This is a genomic window from Streptosporangium sp. NPDC000095, from assembly GCF_042899335.1.
In the GTDB taxonomy this organism is placed as follows: domain Bacteria; phylum Actinomycetota; class Actinomycetes; order Streptosporangiales; family Streptosporangiaceae; genus Streptosporangium.
The window spans coordinates 245,225-261,659 of the sequence record NZ_JBIAZS010000013.1; the positions used below are offsets into that span (position 1 = coordinate 245,225).

14 protein-coding genes are annotated in these 16,435 nt (G+C 70.2%); 10 read left to right on the forward strand and 4 right to left on the reverse strand.

All coding sequences use genetic code 11. From position 1 onward, the window contains the following. Positions 1-15 precede the first annotated feature (15 nt). Positions 16-534 carry an RNA polymerase sigma factor gene (locus ACFY3V_RS27520; RefSeq protein ID WP_389777488.1) on the forward strand — a complete coding sequence of 173 codons (519 nt, stop codon included), beginning with the start codon at positions 16-18 and terminating at the stop codon, positions 532-534. After that, positions 531-983, forward strand: a complete 453-nt coding sequence (locus tag ACFY3V_RS27525) for a hypothetical protein (protein ID WP_389777491.1) — start codon at positions 531-533, stop codon at positions 981-983. The genes ACFY3V_RS27520 and ACFY3V_RS27525 overlap by 4 nt, the downstream gene beginning before the upstream one ends. Here ACFY3V_RS27525 and ACFY3V_RS27530 read toward each other — a convergent pair. Then, on the reverse strand, positions 925-2,358 hold the full coding sequence (locus ACFY3V_RS27530) for a phospholipid carrier-dependent glycosyltransferase (protein WP_389777494.1): 1,434 nt from the start codon (positions 2,356-2,358) through the stop codon (positions 925-927). The two genes, ACFY3V_RS27525 and ACFY3V_RS27530, sit on opposite strands and share 59 nt — an antisense overlap. Before the next feature lie 151 nt (positions 2,359-2,509). Here ACFY3V_RS27530 and ACFY3V_RS27535 point away from each other — a divergent pair, with 151 nt between their 5' ends. Together ACFY3V_RS27535 and ACFY3V_RS27540 are read left to right on the forward strand one after the other, a co-directional pair. Beyond that, complete coding sequence (locus tag ACFY3V_RS27535) at positions 2,510-3,166, forward strand: response regulator transcription factor (protein ID WP_362899542.1); 657 nt, start codon at positions 2,510-2,512, stop codon at positions 3,164-3,166. A 2-nt stretch (positions 3,167-3,168) separates the two neighbouring features. After that, the gene (locus tag ACFY3V_RS27540) at positions 3,169-4,317 is read left to right on the forward strand and encodes a HAMP domain-containing sensor histidine kinase (RefSeq protein WP_362899544.1); all 1,149 of its coding nucleotides are present in this window, start codon (positions 3,169-3,171) and stop codon (positions 4,315-4,317) included. Positions 4,318-4,720: 403 nt separating this feature from the next. Here ACFY3V_RS27540 and ACFY3V_RS27545 read toward each other — a convergent pair whose 3' ends face one another. Next, positions 4,721-5,254, reverse strand: a complete 534-nt coding sequence (locus tag ACFY3V_RS27545) for a superoxide dismutase family protein (protein WP_362899546.1) — start codon at positions 5,252-5,254, stop codon at positions 4,721-4,723. A 392-nt stretch (positions 5,255-5,646) separates the two neighbouring features. Next, entirely contained in the window at positions 5,647-7,500 is a 1,854-nt protein-coding gene (typA, locus tag ACFY3V_RS27550) for a translational GTPase TypA (RefSeq protein WP_350949322.1), read from the reverse strand. A gap of 353 nt (positions 7,501-7,853) precedes the next feature. Between typA and ACFY3V_RS27555 the strand changes: the two genes are divergently transcribed. The 3 genes from ACFY3V_RS27555 to ACFY3V_RS27565 all read left to right on the forward strand — a co-directional run bounded on the left by ACFY3V_RS27555 (position 7,854) and on the right by ACFY3V_RS27565 (position 12,033). After that, positions 7,854-8,630, forward strand: coding sequence for an alpha/beta hydrolase (locus tag ACFY3V_RS27555; protein WP_389777500.1), 777 nt, complete (start codon positions 7,854-7,856; stop codon positions 8,628-8,630). Positions 8,631-8,803: 173 nt separating this feature from the next. Continuing rightward, complete coding sequence (gene pta, locus ACFY3V_RS27560) at positions 8,804-10,849, forward strand: phosphate acetyltransferase (protein WP_362899551.1); 2,046 nt, start codon at positions 8,804-8,806, stop codon at positions 10,847-10,849. Further along, a complete protein-coding gene (locus tag ACFY3V_RS27565) occupies positions 10,846-12,033 on the forward strand; it encodes an acetate kinase (RefSeq protein ID WP_362899553.1) in 1,188 nt (395 codons plus the stop codon). Before pta ends, ACFY3V_RS27565 begins: the two co-directional genes overlap by 4 nt. Positions 12,034-12,293: 260 nt before the next feature. Here ACFY3V_RS27565 and ACFY3V_RS27570 read toward each other — a convergent pair whose 3' ends face one another. Further along, positions 12,294-13,727 carry an aldehyde dehydrogenase gene (locus ACFY3V_RS27570; RefSeq protein WP_362899555.1) on the reverse strand — a complete coding sequence of 478 codons (1,434 nt, stop codon included), beginning with the start codon at positions 13,725-13,727 and terminating at the stop codon, positions 12,294-12,296. Between the two features lie 570 nt (positions 13,728-14,297). Between ACFY3V_RS27570 and ACFY3V_RS27575 the strand changes: the two genes are divergently transcribed. The 3 genes from ACFY3V_RS27575 (at position 14,298) to ACFY3V_RS27585 (ending at position 16,251) form a co-directional block, all read left to right on the forward strand. After that, positions 14,298-15,164 (forward strand): hypothetical protein, encoded by an 867-nt coding sequence (locus ACFY3V_RS27575; protein WP_389777505.1) that lies wholly within the window; start codon positions 14,298-14,300, stop codon positions 15,162-15,164. Between the two features lie 67 nt (positions 15,165-15,231). Then, positions 15,232-15,753 carry a hypothetical protein gene (locus tag ACFY3V_RS27580; protein WP_389777508.1) on the forward strand — a complete coding sequence of 174 codons (522 nt, stop codon included), beginning with the start codon at positions 15,232-15,234 and terminating at the stop codon, positions 15,751-15,753. Positions 15,754-15,894: 141 nt separating this feature from the next. Further along, positions 15,895-16,251 carry a hypothetical protein gene (locus ACFY3V_RS27585; protein ID WP_362899625.1) on the forward strand — a complete coding sequence of 119 codons (357 nt, stop codon included), beginning with the start codon at positions 15,895-15,897 and terminating at the stop codon, positions 16,249-16,251. The last annotated feature ends 184 nt before the right edge of the window (positions 16,252-16,435 follow it).

A 16,435-nucleotide genomic window follows, 5' to 3' on the forward strand; every position in this document is an offset into this window, starting at 1 on the left:
GGGCGAGGAGGCAGGGTGACTGACGAACTGCTGGTGGTCCGGTGCCGGCTCGGCGAGCGTGAGGCGTTCGCGGAGCTGGTGAGGGCCTGGCACGATCCGGTGTGGAACTACGTACGGCGCATGCTGGGACCCTCGCGGGCCGACGACGTGGCTCAGGAGGTCTGGGTGGCCGTGGTGCGCGGGCTGCCGCGCCTGAAGGAGCCGGGCAGGTTCGCGCCCTGGCTGTTCACGATCGCGAGGCGCGCGGTGGCCGACAGGCTCCGCGAGGAGTACGCCAGGCCCGAGATCCCGCTGGAGGAGGAACGGGCGTCCGCCGATCCCGCCGACGCCCTCGTGGAGAGCGCCGACCTGCTCGCGGGTCTGGCCGGCCTGCCGGTCAGGGAGCGGGAGATCCTCGTGCTGTTCTACCTGCAGGACCTCTCCCTGGAGGACTGCGCGCAGGTCTGCGCCGTCCCCGTCGGCACGGTCAAGTCACGCCTGTCCCGCGCGCGGCGCATGCTGCGCGAACAGCTCACGGAGGAGGGATACCGATGAACCCCGATGACATGATCGCCAGGCTGTCCGGCCCGTTGTCGCTGCGCCGCCGGATCGCCAACGTCGTGGCGCTGCTCGGCGGCCTGGGCGGGGCGCTGTTCGTCGGCCTGCTGTGGGCCACCGAGCCCGCCCTGCCCGGCCGTACGCACCTCGCCTTCGGCGCGCTGGTCGCGCTCGGCCTGGCCTGGGCCGGTTACGGGGCCTGGGCACTGAGCCGCAGGACCCCGCTGTTCGCCCTCGACCGGATGATCGCCGCCTGGCTGGCGGTGGCCGCGACGGGCCTGCTGACGGCGGGAACGGCCGCGGTCGCCGTCGCGAAGGGCACCTGGACGGGCATGGCGGGGGTCGCCGTCGCCGCGACGCTGACCGTGCTCGCGGTGGCCGTCCTGCTCAGGGCCCGCGCCGACCGCGCCGCCCTGCTGCGACGTAAGCGCGAACTCGGCGGCTGAGGCCCGCCGCGGCGAGAGCCGCGGCGAGGCAGGCCATCGGGACCGACGGCAGCACGTAGCGGTGGTCGAAGTCGAGCACGGCGACCGGGGCGAGAAGCAGGAAGACGGCCGCGGCCCATGGCAGCAGGGCCGCGCGCCGCCGCCCGACGGCTCCGGCGCCGCCCAGCAGCAGGAGCGCGCCGAGCAGCGGGCCGTGCAGGACCCCGGGGTAGTGATAGGCGCCGAGAAGGCTCCCGTAGGGCTCGACCGACGACATCCCCCGGATGTCGCCGTCGTACTCCCGGCGCACCTGGTCGATGAGCGGGAAGGCGGGCAGCGGCCAGGAGCCGACGGGGAACGTGAGGGCGGGGGAGACCCGCAGGGGATGGCGCACCGGGGTCGCGGCGAAGGTGAGCGAGGTGTCGCGGACGACCTCGCGGAGATAGTCGAACGGCTGCGCGGCGATGGCGCGCAGCGCGAAGGACCTGGCCAGGTCGTTGTGGGCGAACCGGCCTCCCGGCAACCTGTTGAGCGAGGCGTCGGCGGCCCAGACGTATTCGGAGGCGGCGTCGACCACCGTGCCGTTCGGGCAGAGCACCGCCTCTCTCACCGGTGGTCTGATCACCGAGCAGTCGGCGAACGTCATCGTGCGCGCCCACAGCGCCACGCCGTCGGAGCCGCTCAGCGCGAACCGCCCGTGGTGCTGCTGGTACCAGCCCGCGTAGGCGGCGAGCGGCAGCAGTCCGGCGGCGGCCAGCGCCACCACCCGCTTCCAACCGGCCCGCCGCAGGAGCAGGTGGAGCAGGACCAGACCGAGCAGCGGCACCGCGACCGTGCGGGTGAGCCCGGCCAGCGCCAGCAGCAGACCCGCCACGGCGGCCGCCCGCGCCGAGGGCCTCGCCCGCCACATCAGGACCGTGAGAGCCGCGGTGATGAGGAAGATGAGCTGGGTGTCGGAGAGCACGGCGTGTTCGAGCCGCAGGAACGCGGGGTTGAACAGCAGGGGCAGGGTGGCCAGCGCCGCACCCCACCCGGGGAGCGCGTGACGGCGCAGCACCAGATAGATCATCAGTGCCGTGCCCAGGCCCATCAGGTGCTGCAGGCCCGCGACGAGCACGACGCTGTGGAAGGGCAGCAGCAGCCTGAGCAGGAAGGAGTACCCGGCCGGATGGAACGCGCCCGACGGCTCCAGGTGGACCGCGGTGTTGAGATAGGTGAAGGAGTCGTACCAGTAGAGCTGGGCGGTGTCGTAGCCGAGCATGACGAGGACGCGGAGCCCCGCCGCCGACGCGATCGCGACGGCGAACGGCAGGTGACCGCCGAGGAGGCGGTTACCCGGCGCGCTCGGTCCTGGCGCTGTGGGTACGGTCGTGACGCCGCCGGGTGAGGCGAGCATGGATGTTCCCCCGATTCAGGGCCGGAGAATTCCGGCACGGTGGGAGCAGTCCAGCGAGTGATCGATAACCTTGACGTCACCGAATCCGGTTATGCCCGCGTTATGCGACCTGTGGCACGCTGGCGCGATTCGGCCCAGGGGGAGGCACACTGTGCGGGTTTTGGTCGTCGAGGACGAGAGAATGCTCGCCGACTCGATCGCGGAAGGGCTGCGCGGGGAGGCGCTCGCCGTCGACGTCGCCTACGACGGGGAGGCGGCGCTGGAACGGCTACGGCTGCACGCCTACGACGTGCTCGTCCTCGACCGGGACCTGCCCGGCCTGCACGGCGACGACGTGTGCAGGACCGTGGTCGCCGAGGGTGGCGAGGTGCGGATCATCATGCTCACCGCGGCGGGCGACGTGCGCTGCAGGGTGGAGGGACTCGCCCTGGGCGCCGACGACTACCTGCCCAAGCCGTTCGCCTTCGAGGAGCTGACGGCCCGCGTCCACGCACTGGGCCGCCGGGTGCGCCCCGCCGACCCGCCGGTGCTGGTGCGGGCCGGCATCAGCCTGGACCGGGCGCACCGGCAGGTGTTCCGCGACGGCCGCTACGTGCCGCTCGCCCGCAAGGAGTTCGGCGTGCTGGCCGAACTGCTGCGCGCCGCAGGGGCGGTGGTCTCCAGCGAGACGCTCCTGGAGAAGGTGTGGGACGAGCACACCGACCCGTTCACCAACACGGTGAGAACGACGATGATGAAGTTGCGCCGGAAGATCGGCGACCCGCCGGTCATCGAGACCGTCACGGGAGTGGGATACCGGATTCCATGAGGATGAGCGTTCGTTTCCGGCTCGCCGTCATCTGCGGCACGGTGACCCTCTACGTCGGCGTCATGCTGGTCGGGGGACTCGCCTTCCTCGTACGGCAGAGCCTGGAGCCCCGCGACGGGTTGCGCCATCCCGAGTACATCCGGGTCGCGGGGTCCTACTACGGACCCCAGCATTCCGAGTACCGGGTGGCGGAGCAGCGCGTCGCGCAGGTGAGGCGCGTCTACCAGGCCGACACGATCAACAAGGTCCTCACCCTGGGCGGCCTCGCGGTGTTCGTGAGTGCCGGGCTCGCGACGGTGATCGGCTGGCGGGCCGCGACCTGGGCGCTCCGCCCTGTGAGGGAGGTCACCGCGAGCGCGCGGCACATCGCCCAGAGCCATGACCTCAGCGGCCGCATCACCTACGCCGGCCGCGACGGCGAGGTCAAGGAACTCGCCGACATCGTCGACACCATCGTCGGCCGTCTCGCCCGCTCCTTCGACGGTCAGCGGCGCTTCGTCGCCAACGCCTCCCACGAGCTGCGCACCCCGCTCACCATCAACCGCACCCTCGTGGACGTGGCGGTCAGGCGGCCCGACGCGACGGAGGACGTCAAGCGGCTCGGCGAGTCCCTGCTGCTGGTCAACGCCCGCCACGAGCGGCTGATCGACGGTCTGCTCGCCCTGACCGAGGGCGAGCAGGCGGTCCTCGACCGCCGTCCCTTCGACCTGACCGACGTGGTCGAGCACGTGCTCGACCTGGCGGGCAAGGAGGCGGGAGAACGCGAGGTGGCCATCCACCGGCTGCTGGACCCCGCGCCGACCGCCGGTGAGCCGGTGCTGGTCGAGAGGCTCGTGCAGAACCTCGTGGAGAACGCGATCCGGCACAACCACGCCGACGGCGAGGTGTGGGTCTCCACCCGCTCTCGCGCCGACCGGGTGGAGCTGGTGGTGGCCAACACCGGGTTGCCGGTGCCGCACTACGAGATCGAGACGATCTTCGAGCCGTTCCGGCGGCTGCACGGCGACCGGCTGCGCTCCGAGCGCGGCAGCGGTCTGGGGTTGTCGATCGTGCGGGTCGTCGCCGAGGCCCACGGCGGCACCGTGACCGCGAGCTCCCGGGAGGAGGGCGGTCTGACGGTCGCCGTCGAGCTGCCGCGCGAGAGTCCCTGACGCCCGGTCGTCGTATCGGGCGCGATTCCGCGACCGGTTCCCCGGCACGGGGAGTCCTCGGCCGGATCGGCCGACCGGTGCTCGGCTGGGGCGATCGGTTCTCTGGCATGGGGGGTTCTCGGCCGGATCAGCTGACCGGTGCTCGGCTGGGGCGACCGGTTCCCTGGCGTGGGGAGTCATCCCCGGGGCCTTTGGCGGCCCGATTCGGGTGGGTCCGGTATGGCTCCTTCTCCCCACCGGAGCCGTACCGGACGAAGACGTCAGGTGAGCAGTGTCACGAGCGTGGCGAAGGCCACCCACGCGAGCAGCAGGGCCAGGTGCATCCGGCCGGTCAGGACCTGCATGGTGATCCCCCCTTTCTACGGGGAATCCTGCCCGGCCGCTCTTGGAAGGCGGTTGGGAGTCACTGGTTCCCGGTGATCACACCGCAGGCGATGCGCCCGCCGGAGTCTCCCGCCTTGAGGGTTTCCGCGTCCGGGCCGGTGCCGGGGGTCGGGTCGGCCGGGTGACTGTAGCGGTCGGGAATGTTGGAGTGGTTGTCCGGCAGGGCGTGGATGACGACGGCGCTGCCGTCGCCGTCGAAGAGCTGTCCCACCCTGAACCGGTCGGTCACGACGGTCGCCGCACCGGTGCCGTCGGTGGCGACGAGGAGGTTGGGCAGGTCACCGGAGTGGTGGCTGTGCTTGACCGGTGGGATGGTGAAGTGCGGGCCCGCGCTGGCGAAGGGGCTGCCGGTGACCGGGTCGATCGACTTCGGGTCGCAGACGCCCTTCGCGTGAACGTGGAAGCCGTGGTATCCGGCCTGCAGGCCGCCGACGGTGATCGTCAGCTTGGACTTGCCGTCCGGCTGCTCGACGATGCTCAGGGAACCGACGTTCTTCCCCGCGGTGTTCTTGACGACGGCCTTGGCCGACGACTGGGGCCCCGGCGACGACATCGGTGAAATCTGCGACATATGTGATGTGTGTGGCATCTGCGACATCTGTGATATCGCCTGGGCGGCCGGAGCCGGCACCGTCGTCCCGAGCGCGACGGCCAGGGCGAAACAGGTTCTGTGAAGCATGAGACATCCCCCCGTACGAGTCCCGGGCTCCCCGAGACGGCGGGGAGACCGGTACAGGCTTCCTACCCCAGGTGAGGGCGGGAACCGGGGGCACCACGCCGTCTCAACGGGCAAAGCCGTGCCGTGCGAGGCCGTCCGACGCGCGACCGGGCCGTACGGAGGCGTACCGCCCGAGGCCACGCCGGGCGAGCGTGACGGGAAAGTCGTACGAGACGAGACCACCCCCGTCCCGCCGGAGATGCCCGGCGGGACGGGGGTGGTGAGGATCAGTTGGCGCGCTTGGCGCGGGCGGTGGTGCGGGCGCGGGTCGAGGCGTCGAGGACGACCTTGCGGATGCGCACGTTCTCCGGCGTGATCTCCACGCACTCGTCCTCGCGGATGAACTCCAGCGCCTGCTCCAGCGAGAGCTGACGCGGCGGGATCAGCGTCTCCGTCGTGTCGCTCGTCGAGGAGCGCATGTTGGTGAGCTTCTTCTCCTTGGTGATGTTCACGTCCATGTCGTCGGAGCGCGAGTTCTCACCGATGATCATGCCCTCGTAGACCTCGGTGGTCGGCTGGACGAACAGGACACCGCGCTCCTGCAGGTTCAGCATGGCGAACGGGGTCACCGGGCCCGGCCGGTCGGCGACGAGCGAGCCGTTGTTGCGGGTGCGCAGCTCGCCGAACCACGGCTCGTAGTCCTCGAAGACGTGGTTCACGATGCCGGTGCCGCGGGTCTCGGTGAGGAACTCGGTGCGGAAACCGATCAGGCCGCGGGCCGGGACCACGAACTCCATGCGGATCCAGCCGGTGCCGTGGTTGGTCATGTGCTCCATGCGGCCCTTGCGGACGGCGAGCAGCTGCGTGATCGCCCCGAGATATTCCTCAGGGCAGTCGATGGTCACCCGCTCGACCGGCTCGTGGACCTTGCCGTCGACGAGCTTGGTGACGACCTGCGGCTTGCCGACGGTGAGCTCGTAGCCCTCGCGGCGCATCTGCTCGACCAGGATGGCGAGCGCGAGCTCACCACGGCCCTGCACCTCCCACGCGTCGGGGCGGTCGGTCGGCAGGACGCGCAGCGACACGTTGCCGACGAGCTCCTTGTCGAGCCGGTCCTTGACCATGCGGGCGGTGACCTTGGAGCCCTTCACCCTGCCGACCAGCGGAGAGGTGTTGGTGCCGATGGTCATGGAGATCGCGGGCTCGTCGACCGTGATGAGGGGGAGCGGGCGCGGGTCGTCGGGGTCGGCGAGGGTCTCACCGATCATGATGTCCGGGATGCCGGCGATCGCGATGATGTCGCCGGGCCCCGCCTCCTCGGCGGGCTTGCGCTCCAGCGCGTCGGTCATCAGCAGCTCGGTGATCTTCACCCGCTGGATGCTGCCGTCGGTGCGGCACCAGGCGACCTGCTGGCCCTTCTTGATGGTGCCCTGGTGGATGCGGCAGAGCGCGATCCTGCCCAGGTAGGAGGAGGCGTCGAGGTTGGTGACGTGCGCCTGCAGCGGGGCCGTCGGGTCGTACACCGGGGCCGGGATCGTGTTCTTGATGACCTCGAACAGCGGCTCCAGGTCCTCGGAGTCCGGCATCGCCGCGTCCTCGGGACGGTTGAGCGAGGCGCGCCCGGCCTTGGCCGAGGCGTAGACGATCGGGAAGTCGATCTGCTCCTCGGTGGCGTCCAGGTCGATGAAGAGCTCGTAGACCTCGTCCACGACCTCCTTGATCCGGGCGTCGGGGCGGTCGACCTTGTTGATGCACAGGATGACCGGCATCTTGGCGGCGAACGCCTTGCGCAGCACGAACCGGGTCTGCGGCAGCGGCCCCTCGGAGGCGTCGACCAGCAGCACGACACCGTCGACCATGGACAGGCCCCGCTCGACCTCACCGCCGAAGTCGGCGTGGCCGGGGGTGTCGATGATGTTGAGCGTCATGCCGCCGTGCTTGACGGCGGTGTTCTTCGCGAGAATGGTGATCCCCTTCTCGCGCTCAAGGTCGTTGGAGTCCATGACGCGGTCGTCCACGTCCTGGTTGACGCGGAAGGCGCCCGACTGCCAGAGCATGGCATCCACGAGAGTGGTCTTGCCGTGGTCGACGTGCGCGATGATCGCGATGTTCCGCAGGTCGTCGCGGCTGTTCAAAGGCATGATGGAGTCTCACTCTGTGATCGTGGAGGCTGACCGCGGACTGTGCGGCCCTCCCATTTTAGTTGATCCGGACAATCGCTCTCACGCGTCCGGCATATGAAGTGCGTCAATTCGCCCGCGAGACACCCTCCAGCCCTCCGGCGGAGGGCGGCGGGAGGTAGCGCGGATCGCGGTTTCGGCCTTGCCGCGGCGGGTTCGCGACCGGGCCGGGGGTGTCCGGTGCGCGGTCGGAGGTGAGCGAGGCGGACCGGCTGTGAACGGGGCACGGAAGTAAGGGGGACGGAAGAAGGGGGACGAAGAAGGGGGACGGGCGGGGCGCGACCGGGCGACCGGCACTGCCTAAGCTCGGATCCATGCCTCTCGCACCCTCGTTTCCCGCGATGCTCAGAACCCGGGACAACCTGCGGATAGACGCCGCCCACACCCCCTCACGCGGCGAGGACGATCTCGGGATCGTCCTCGCCCACGGCTTCACCGGATCGTTCAGGGAACGCGCCACGCGCCGTATCGCCCACGTGCTCAGCGGGTTCGGCGGGGTGGTGGCGTTCGACTTCAGGGGACACGGCCGTTCCGCAGGTATGTCGACCGTGGGAGACAGGGAGATCTTCGACATGGAGGCGGCGGTACGGCACGCGCGGGCGATCGGCTACCGCAGGGTGGTGACCGTCGGGTTCTCCATGGGCGGTGCGGTCGCCGTACGGCACGCGGGGGTGCTGGGCGGCGTGGAGGCGGTGGTGTCGGTGAGCGCGCCCGCCCGGTGGTACTACCGGGGGACCAGGCCGATGCGCCAGGTGCACTGGGCGATCGAGAGGCCGGCCGGGCGGCTCGCCGCGCGGCTCGGCAAGCGCACCCGGATCATGAAGGGCGTGTGGGACCCGCTCCCGCTGGCGCCGTACGAGGCGGCGGCGAAGATCTCACCGGTGCCGCTCCTGGTCGTGCACGGCGACGCGGACCGGTTCTTCCCCCTCGACCACGCGCACCAGATCTACGAGGCCGCGAACGAGCCGAAGGAGCTGTGGATCGAGCCCGGCTTCGGCCACGCGGAGACGGCGGCCACACCGGATCTGGTCCGTCGCGTCGGGAGGTGGGTCGCGACCCGTTCCGGCCCTCCGGAATGTCTATCCTCGTGAAGATTGACCGTATGGCGAAGGCGACGCGGCAAAGGTGACGTGACGAAGGTGACGTGACGGCGGCGGGCAGCGGCGACGGCCGCGGGTAGTGGCCCAGGCAGCGGTACGGACACCGGCCCGAGGCGGCGGCACGGGCAGCGGCGAGGCGGCGGCGAGGGGACGGAACAGGACGCATGCGAAGCATCTACGTTGCGGGTCTTGGGCGGGGAGACGGCAGGCAGATCGTCGAGCTCGGCATGATGGAGCTGCTGAGCGGGCGGGCCGACCGCACGGGAGTGTTCCGGCCGATCACCGGTGGCGGTGAGGACCGGGTGATGGAGCTGCTCCGGGCCAGATACCGCCCCGCGGCCTCGGCGACCGGGGTGAGCGCCGAGGAGGCCGCGGAGATCTACGCGGAGCGGGGCGCCGAGGAGCTCATCGGCCGCCTGGTCGCCCGCTTCCACACCCTGGAGCGCGAGTGCGACGCCATGCTGGTGCTCGGCAGCTTCTTCGACACCGACGACCTGCCGCGCGAGCTCGCCTTCAACGCCCGCCTCGCCGCCGAGTTCGGCGCCCCGGTGATCGTGGTGGTGGGCGCGCACGGCGACGACGCCGAGGAGATCGCGACGGAGATGCGCACCGGCTACCAGGTCTTCTCCGACCTGGGCTGCACCGTGCTCGCGGTGATCGCCAACCGGGTGCCCGAGGGCACGGTCATCGAGTGCGACCTGCCGGTGCCCCACTACGCCGTACCGGAGCACCCCTCACTGTCGGCGCCGACCGTCGGACAGGTCATGCGGGCCGTGGACGCCGAGCTCATCCAGGGCGCCGAGGACGGCCTGCTCCGCGACGTGCTCGGCTTCGTCTTCGGCGGGGCCACGCTCCCGGTCTTCCTTGAGCACCTCGTCGACGGCGCGCTCGTGATCACGCCGGGCGACCGCGCGGACCTGCTGCTGGTCTCGCTCGCCGTCGAGGCCGCCGGTACGGCGAGGCCGGCCGGGGTCGTCCTCACCGTGGGGGAGCGGCCCAGCGAGGCCGTGATGGAGCTCACCGCCCGCCTCGCGCCCGGCGTGCCGGTGCTCGCGGCCAAACAGGACAGCTTCACCGTGGCGACCACCCTCGCCGAGCTGGAGGGGCGGCTCACCGCGGACAACCCCCGCAAGATCGAGACGGCCCTCGGCCACTTCGAGGCGCACGTGGACGCGACCGGTCTCGCCGACAGGATCGAACTGACCCGCTCGGAACGGGTCACCCCGATGATGTTCGAGCACACCCTGCTGGAACGGGCGCGGGCCGACCGGCGCCACATCGTGCTGCCAGAGGGCGAGGAGGACCGCATCCTGCGGGCGGCCGACATCCTCCTGCGGCGCGGCATCGTCGACCTCACCCTCCTCGGCAGGGAGGACGTGGTGCGGCGGCGGATCGGAGACCTCGGCCTCGACCTGTCCGGGGTGACCGTCGTCGACCCGCTCACCTCGCCGCTGCGGGAGTCGTTCGCCGAGGAGTACGCGGCGCTGAGGGCGCACAAGGGGATGACCTTCGAGCCGGCGATGGACGTGGTCGCCGACGTCAACTTCTTCGGCACGATGATGCTGCACCGGGGCCTGGTGCACGGCATGGTCTCCGGGGCCGCGCACACCACGGCCGCCACGATCCTGCCCGCCTTCCAGATCATCAAGACGGTGCCCGACACCTCGATCGTCTCCTCGGTCTTCTTCATGTGCCTGGCCGACCGGGTGCTCGTCTACGGCGACTGCGCGATCAACCCCGACCCCGGCGCCGAGATGCTCGCCGACATCGCGATCTCCTCGGCCCGTACGGCGAGGCGGTTCGGCGTCGAGCCGAGGATCGCGATGCTCTCCTACTCCACCGGCGAGTCGGGCAGCGGTGCCGACGTCGACAAGGTCCGCGCCGCCACCGCCCTGGTCGCGGAACGGGCACCCGACCTGCTGGTCGAGGGGCCGATCCAGTACGACGCGGCGGTGGACGCCAGGGTCGCCGCCGCCAAGCTGCCCGGGTCGCGGGTCGCCGGCCGGGCGACCGTGCTGATCTTCCCGGACCTGAACACCGGCAACAACACCTACAAGGCCGTGCAACGCTCGGCCGGAGCCGTCGCGGTCGGACCCGTCCTGCAGGGACTGCGCAGGCCGGTCAACGACCTGTCGCGCGGAGCCCTGGTCACCGACATCGTGAGCACCGTCGCCATCACCGCCGTACAGGCGCAGGAGGTCACCGAATGAGCGAACGAGCCGCGCGGACGACCGAGGTCTCCGGCCTGGACGGGGGTGCCGACCACGTGCTCGTCCTCAACTCGGGGTCCTCCTCGCTGAAGTACCGGCTCCTGTCCGGCGCCGAGCGGCTCGCCTCGGGAACGGTGGAGCGCATCGGCGAGCCCGGCTCCCCGGTACCCGACCACCGGGCGGCGCTGAAGGCCGTCGCCGAGCGGCTCGCCGCCGAAGGACTGGGACTCGACTCACCGGAACTCACCGCGATCGGGCACCGGGTGGTGCACGGGGGGACGGACTTCACCCGGCCCACCCTCATCACCGACGAGGTGGTGAGAGGGATCGAGCGACTCATCCCACTCGCGCCGCTGCACAACCCCGCGAACCTGGCGGGCATCGAGGTCGCCCGGCGGCTCCGCCCCGACCTTCCGCAGGTCGCCGTCTTCGACACCGCCTTCCACGCCACGATCCCCCCGGCCGCCTCGACGTACGCGATCGACCGCGAGGTGGCCGCACGGCTGGGCGTGCGGCGTTACGGCTTCCACGGCACCTCACACGCGTACGTCTCGCGCCAGGCCGCACTCCTCGCCGACGGGCCCGAGGCCAACGTAATCGTCCTGCACCTCGGCAACGGGGCCAGCGCCTCGGCGGTGTCCGCGGGGCGGTGCGTGGACACGTCCATGGGCATGACCCCGCTCGAAGGGCTCGTGATGGGGACCCGCAGCGGCGACCTGGACCCGGCGGTGGTCCTCTACCTGGCGCGCACGGCGGGCATGTCCCTCGACGAGATCGACGCGCTGCTCAACCGGCGCAGCGGCATGCTCGGCCTGTGCGGGGACAACGACATGCGCGCGGTGACGGAGCGGGTGGCCGCGGGCGACCCCGACGCCGAACTGGCCCTCTCGGTCTACTGCCACCGGCTCCGCAAGTACGTCGGCGCCTACTACGCCGTCCTCGGCACGGTCGACGTCATCGCCTTCACCGGCGGCGTCGGGGAGAACTCCGCCCTGGTCAGGGAGCGGGCGCTCGCGGGTCTCTGGGCGCTCGGCATCGTCGTCGACCCGGTGCGCAACGCCCGCGGCGACACGCTCGTCTCCGCCGACGGCGGGGCCGTGAAGGTCGCGGTGATCCCCACGGACGAGGAGTTCGAGATCGCCCGCCAAACTCTTTCCGTCGTTTCCCGAACCTTTCGCGGCTGAAAGACGTCTATCACGGCAGCGGATGGAATCCGCCGGGAGAAGTGCGCGAAACCGAATCATCGTTCGGGGACCGGCGTGGGCCATACTTCTCGTGGCCGGACGGTCGCCCAGCGTCGCGGGGGTGCGTTGGGCGGCCGTCCGGCGGTGTGCCCGTACGACTCGTCGCGAGCCGTACGGGCACACCTGGGGGTGGTCAACGGACCGACCCGGCGACCGTGGAACGGTGTGCGCCGTACGGGCACGCCCGGGGAGCGGTCCCCTCAGCCCAGACGGGCGATCGACTTGTACTCCAGATAGGCGGACAGCCCTTCCGGACCCAGTTCGCGGCCGAGGCCGCTGCCCTTGAAACCGCCGAAGGGCGAGCTGTTCTCGATCATGAAGAGGTTCACGCCGTAGGTGCCGGTGCGCACCTGGCGGGCGATGTCCATGCCGCGCTCGGTGTCGGCGGTCCACACCGTCCCCGCCAGGCCGTAGTCGCTGTCGTTGGCGATGCGGACCGCGTCCTTCTCGTCCTCGTACGGGATCACGGCCAGGACCGGCCCGAAGATCTCCTCGCGGGCGATGCGCATCTCGTTGGTGGCCCCCGCGAAGACGGTCGGCGCCACGTACCAGCCGCGGTCGTAAGGGCGCTCCAGACCGCCGACGACCGGCTTGGCGCCCTCGTCGATGCCGATCCTGATGTAGCTCTCGACCCGCTCCTGCTGCCGCTTGGCGACCATCGGGCCGATGCCGGTGGCCGGGTCGGCGGGGTCGCCGACCGGCATGCCCCGCACCATCGCCGAGACCGCGTCCACGACCTCGTCGTAGCGGTTGCGCGAGGCGAGGATGCGGGTCTGGGCGACGCACGCCTGGCCGTTGTTCATCAGCGAGGCGATCGAGAGGAAGCCCATCGCGGAGGGCAGGTCGCAGTCGTCGAGGATGATCGCCGCGGACTTGCCGCCCAGCTCCAGGGTGCACCGCTTGAGCTGCTCGCCGCAGATCGCCGCGATGCGCCGACCGGCGGCGGTGGAGCCGGTGAAGGCGACCTTGTCCACGCCGGGGTGGGAGATCAGGTACTCGCTCGTCTCGCGCCCGGCGGCGACGATGTTGACCACGCCGTCGGGGATGCCCGCCTCCTTGATCATCTCGGCCAGCAGGTAGGAGTCGAGCGGGGTCTCGGGCGCGGGCTTGACCACGACCGTGCATCCCGCGACGAGGGCCGGGGCCAGCTTGATCATGATGACGAACTGCGGGACGTTCCACGGGACCACCGCGGCGACCACGCCCACCGGCTCGCGGCGGACGGTCACGCTGCCGAACGTTCCCGGGCGCTCCTCCTCGACGGGGAAGGTCTTGCCCAGCTCGGCGTAGTACTGGAGCATGCCGAGCGGCTGCGGGGCCTGCGCCAGCTGGGAGAAGGTGATCGGGGAGCCCATCTCCAGGGTGATGAGCTCGGCGATCTCGCCCTGGCGGGCCGCGTAGATCTCGGCGAGCCTGCCGACGACGGCCGCGCGCTCGGCCATCGTCATCCGCGGCCACGGGCCGTGGTCGAACGCCTGGCGGGCGGCGGCCACCGCCCGGTCCATGTCGGCCGGGGTGCCGTCGGGGACCCGGCCGACGACCTCCTCGGTGTGAGGGGAGACGACGTCGATGACGCCGGTTCCCGCGGGGGCCACCCAGTCGCCTCCGATGAAGAGCGTGTCGTGCTGGCGCATGATGTGTTGCCTCCTGGTGGGCGGGCCAGAGTCGCGATTCTCGGATGGTCTCATCGGCTGGGGAGGACGCGACGCGCCCTGCCGGTGCTTGAGACGCTGTTTGAGACCGAATCATGTTCTACCGCTGATGACAAGAGTCGCCGGACGTCTTCGGAGCCCTTCCCGCGCTCTCCCCGTGTCCTCGTGGCGTCTCCGTCAGGTCCTCGCCGTGTCCTCGTCGGACTCCTCGTCGCGCTCTTCGTGACGCTCCCGGGGCGCTCTTCGTGACGGTCTCGGCGATGGCCTTCGCGGGGTCTCGACGGTGGTCTTCGTGATGTTCTTCCCGGTGCGGACGGCGTGGTGTGTTCTGTGCGAGGATTCACCGGAGTGACAGGAGTGGCATGTCCTGCAGTACTTCTTTAAATCCCCCTAAAGGGGCATATAGTTCACCAATGGTGCGCGAGTTCCTTCGTTCCGGTGGCGAGCGTCAAGATCGCCTTCTATAGTTTCGCTCCGTCTATGAGGGTGCTCGGAGGTGAGCGAAGCGTGAGGCGGACTCGCGCAGCCGCATTGGCTGTAACACTCACCGTGATGATCCTGTCGCCCGCCGTCGCCGGAGCCGCGCCCCTCCGGACCGCCAGGCCCAACCCCGAGGCCGAACTCAAGAGGCTTACCCAAGAGGCCGCCGCGATCAACAAGAGTTACCGCGGTCAGGTGCAGAGCCTGGAGGAGACCCGGGTCCAGGCCGGCAAGGCCACGACCACCGCCAAAAGCCTCAGGCGCGCCCTGGCCAGGGCCGAGACCGACGTCGTGCGCTTCGCCCAGACCGCCTACATGGGCGGCGCCCTCGACGACGGCAGCCTGCTGAGCTTCCAGGGCGACGCCAACCAGGCCCTCAGTCAGGCCGCCACCATGTCCCACCTGGCCAGCCGCCGAGCCAGCCAGCTCAACCGGGTCAGGGACCTCATCAAGAAGGCCAAGACCGCGGAGAAGTCCGCCGACGCGAAGATCGTCAAGCTCAAGAAGGACATCGCCGACCTCAAGCGACAGCGGGTCAGGATCGAGAGACTCCTGGCCAAGTACGGCTTCCAGACCCCCACGGGCAACGGCGGCCTCACCCCCCGTACGGTCACCATGCGCAACCTCGTGCTGCAGAACTTCCCGATGCCCTACGGCTACGGCTGCCTGCGCCCCGGCGACCCCGGCGAACACGGCAGCGGCCGGGCCTGCGACTTCATGATGAGCTCCGGCGGCAGCGTCCCCGCGGCCGACGCCCTGGCGCGCGGCAACCGCCTCGCCCAGTGGGCCATCGACAACGGCAACCGCCTCGGGGTCATGTACATCATCTGGCAGCAGAAGTACTACGACGTCCGCACGGGCGCCGGATGGAAGATGATGTCCAACCGAGGCGGCAACACCGCCAACCACATCGACCACGTGCATATCTCGATGTTCTGAAAAGGATGCATATTGCATCTGATGTGCTATTTGCATCGGACGGATCGGCGTTCTGGCAGGTCGTGTGGTGTCTTCCGACATCGAGGACTGGATCAGCCATCTGCAGTCACGTCCGCGGCCACCGGCGCACTCGACGGTTCGTAACCACCAGCGTGAGCCGGCGTTGTTCTGCGAGTATCCGATCGATCCGCGCTATGGGCGGGCCGAGCAGTGCGAGCAGCATCTCGATACGCACCCGGTGCAGCTCTGCCATGAGTGGAACACCGCACGCCATCGCTCGTCCTGTGAGGGCCGTCCGCAGGTGCGGCCGCTGACCCGCTCTGAGCTCCAGCGGTTCTTCGATCATTTCGACGAGCGGGTGGTGCAGGTCCGTGCCCGGGGTCGTAAGGGCTGGTTGACCGCGTTTCGCGACGCCATCCTGTTCAAGGTCGTTTATGGCTGGGGTTACGCCGAGGGGAGGCCGCCATGCTCGATCTGGCCGATTTCGGCCGGAACCCTCGGGCTGGTGAGTTCGGCACCTATAGGGCCTGTTGCGTCCGCTACGACAAGGCGGTCAACGGGTCGCCGCCTCGGCGGCGCACCGTGCTGACGATCTGGCAGTGGGCCGCCGAGGCCTTGGCCGAGTACGTCGAAGACATCCGCCCCCGCGAACGCTTCACTATTTTCCGAACCACGGTGCGCATATGGGAGACGAGGCTAGAGTGGCCGAATTCTCCAGGAAAGGATCATCATGCTCAGTATTGTCCGGCGTCCTGTCCTTGTAGGCGCGCTCGCGATGAGCCTCGCCGTGGCCACCGTCGGCTTCGCACCTCCCTCGGCTGCGGCGACACCGCCGTACGGACTCCTCAAGCTGGTCTTCAGGTGTGCCCACGTGGGGGGCGTGTCGGTCACGGTCGCGGGTCCGGGGGTCGCGGGCAGCGCGCGCGACGATAACGGCACGTACTACTTCCGGGGCCGGCCCGGCGCCTACCGGGTGAAGCGCCTCGCGAACGGACGGATCGCACCGAGATCCAGGCTCATCCAGATCCCGAAGTTCTCGACCCGCACCGTCAATGTCTGCTCCCTCAAGTGGCCCGGGCGCCCGTGACCCTGGGCCGCCTTTCTTGATCTCGCCCTCGCCGGTGCCCCTCTATCGGGCTCCCACGATCACTCTCGGGTGCGGGTGGGCCGCACCGGTTCCGGCGACTCTCGGCCGCCGGTCACATTTGCCCCGTTCCGGGCTTCGTCGATGCGCGCCCGATTGTCGACGATCTCCATCAGGCGGGGCCGTA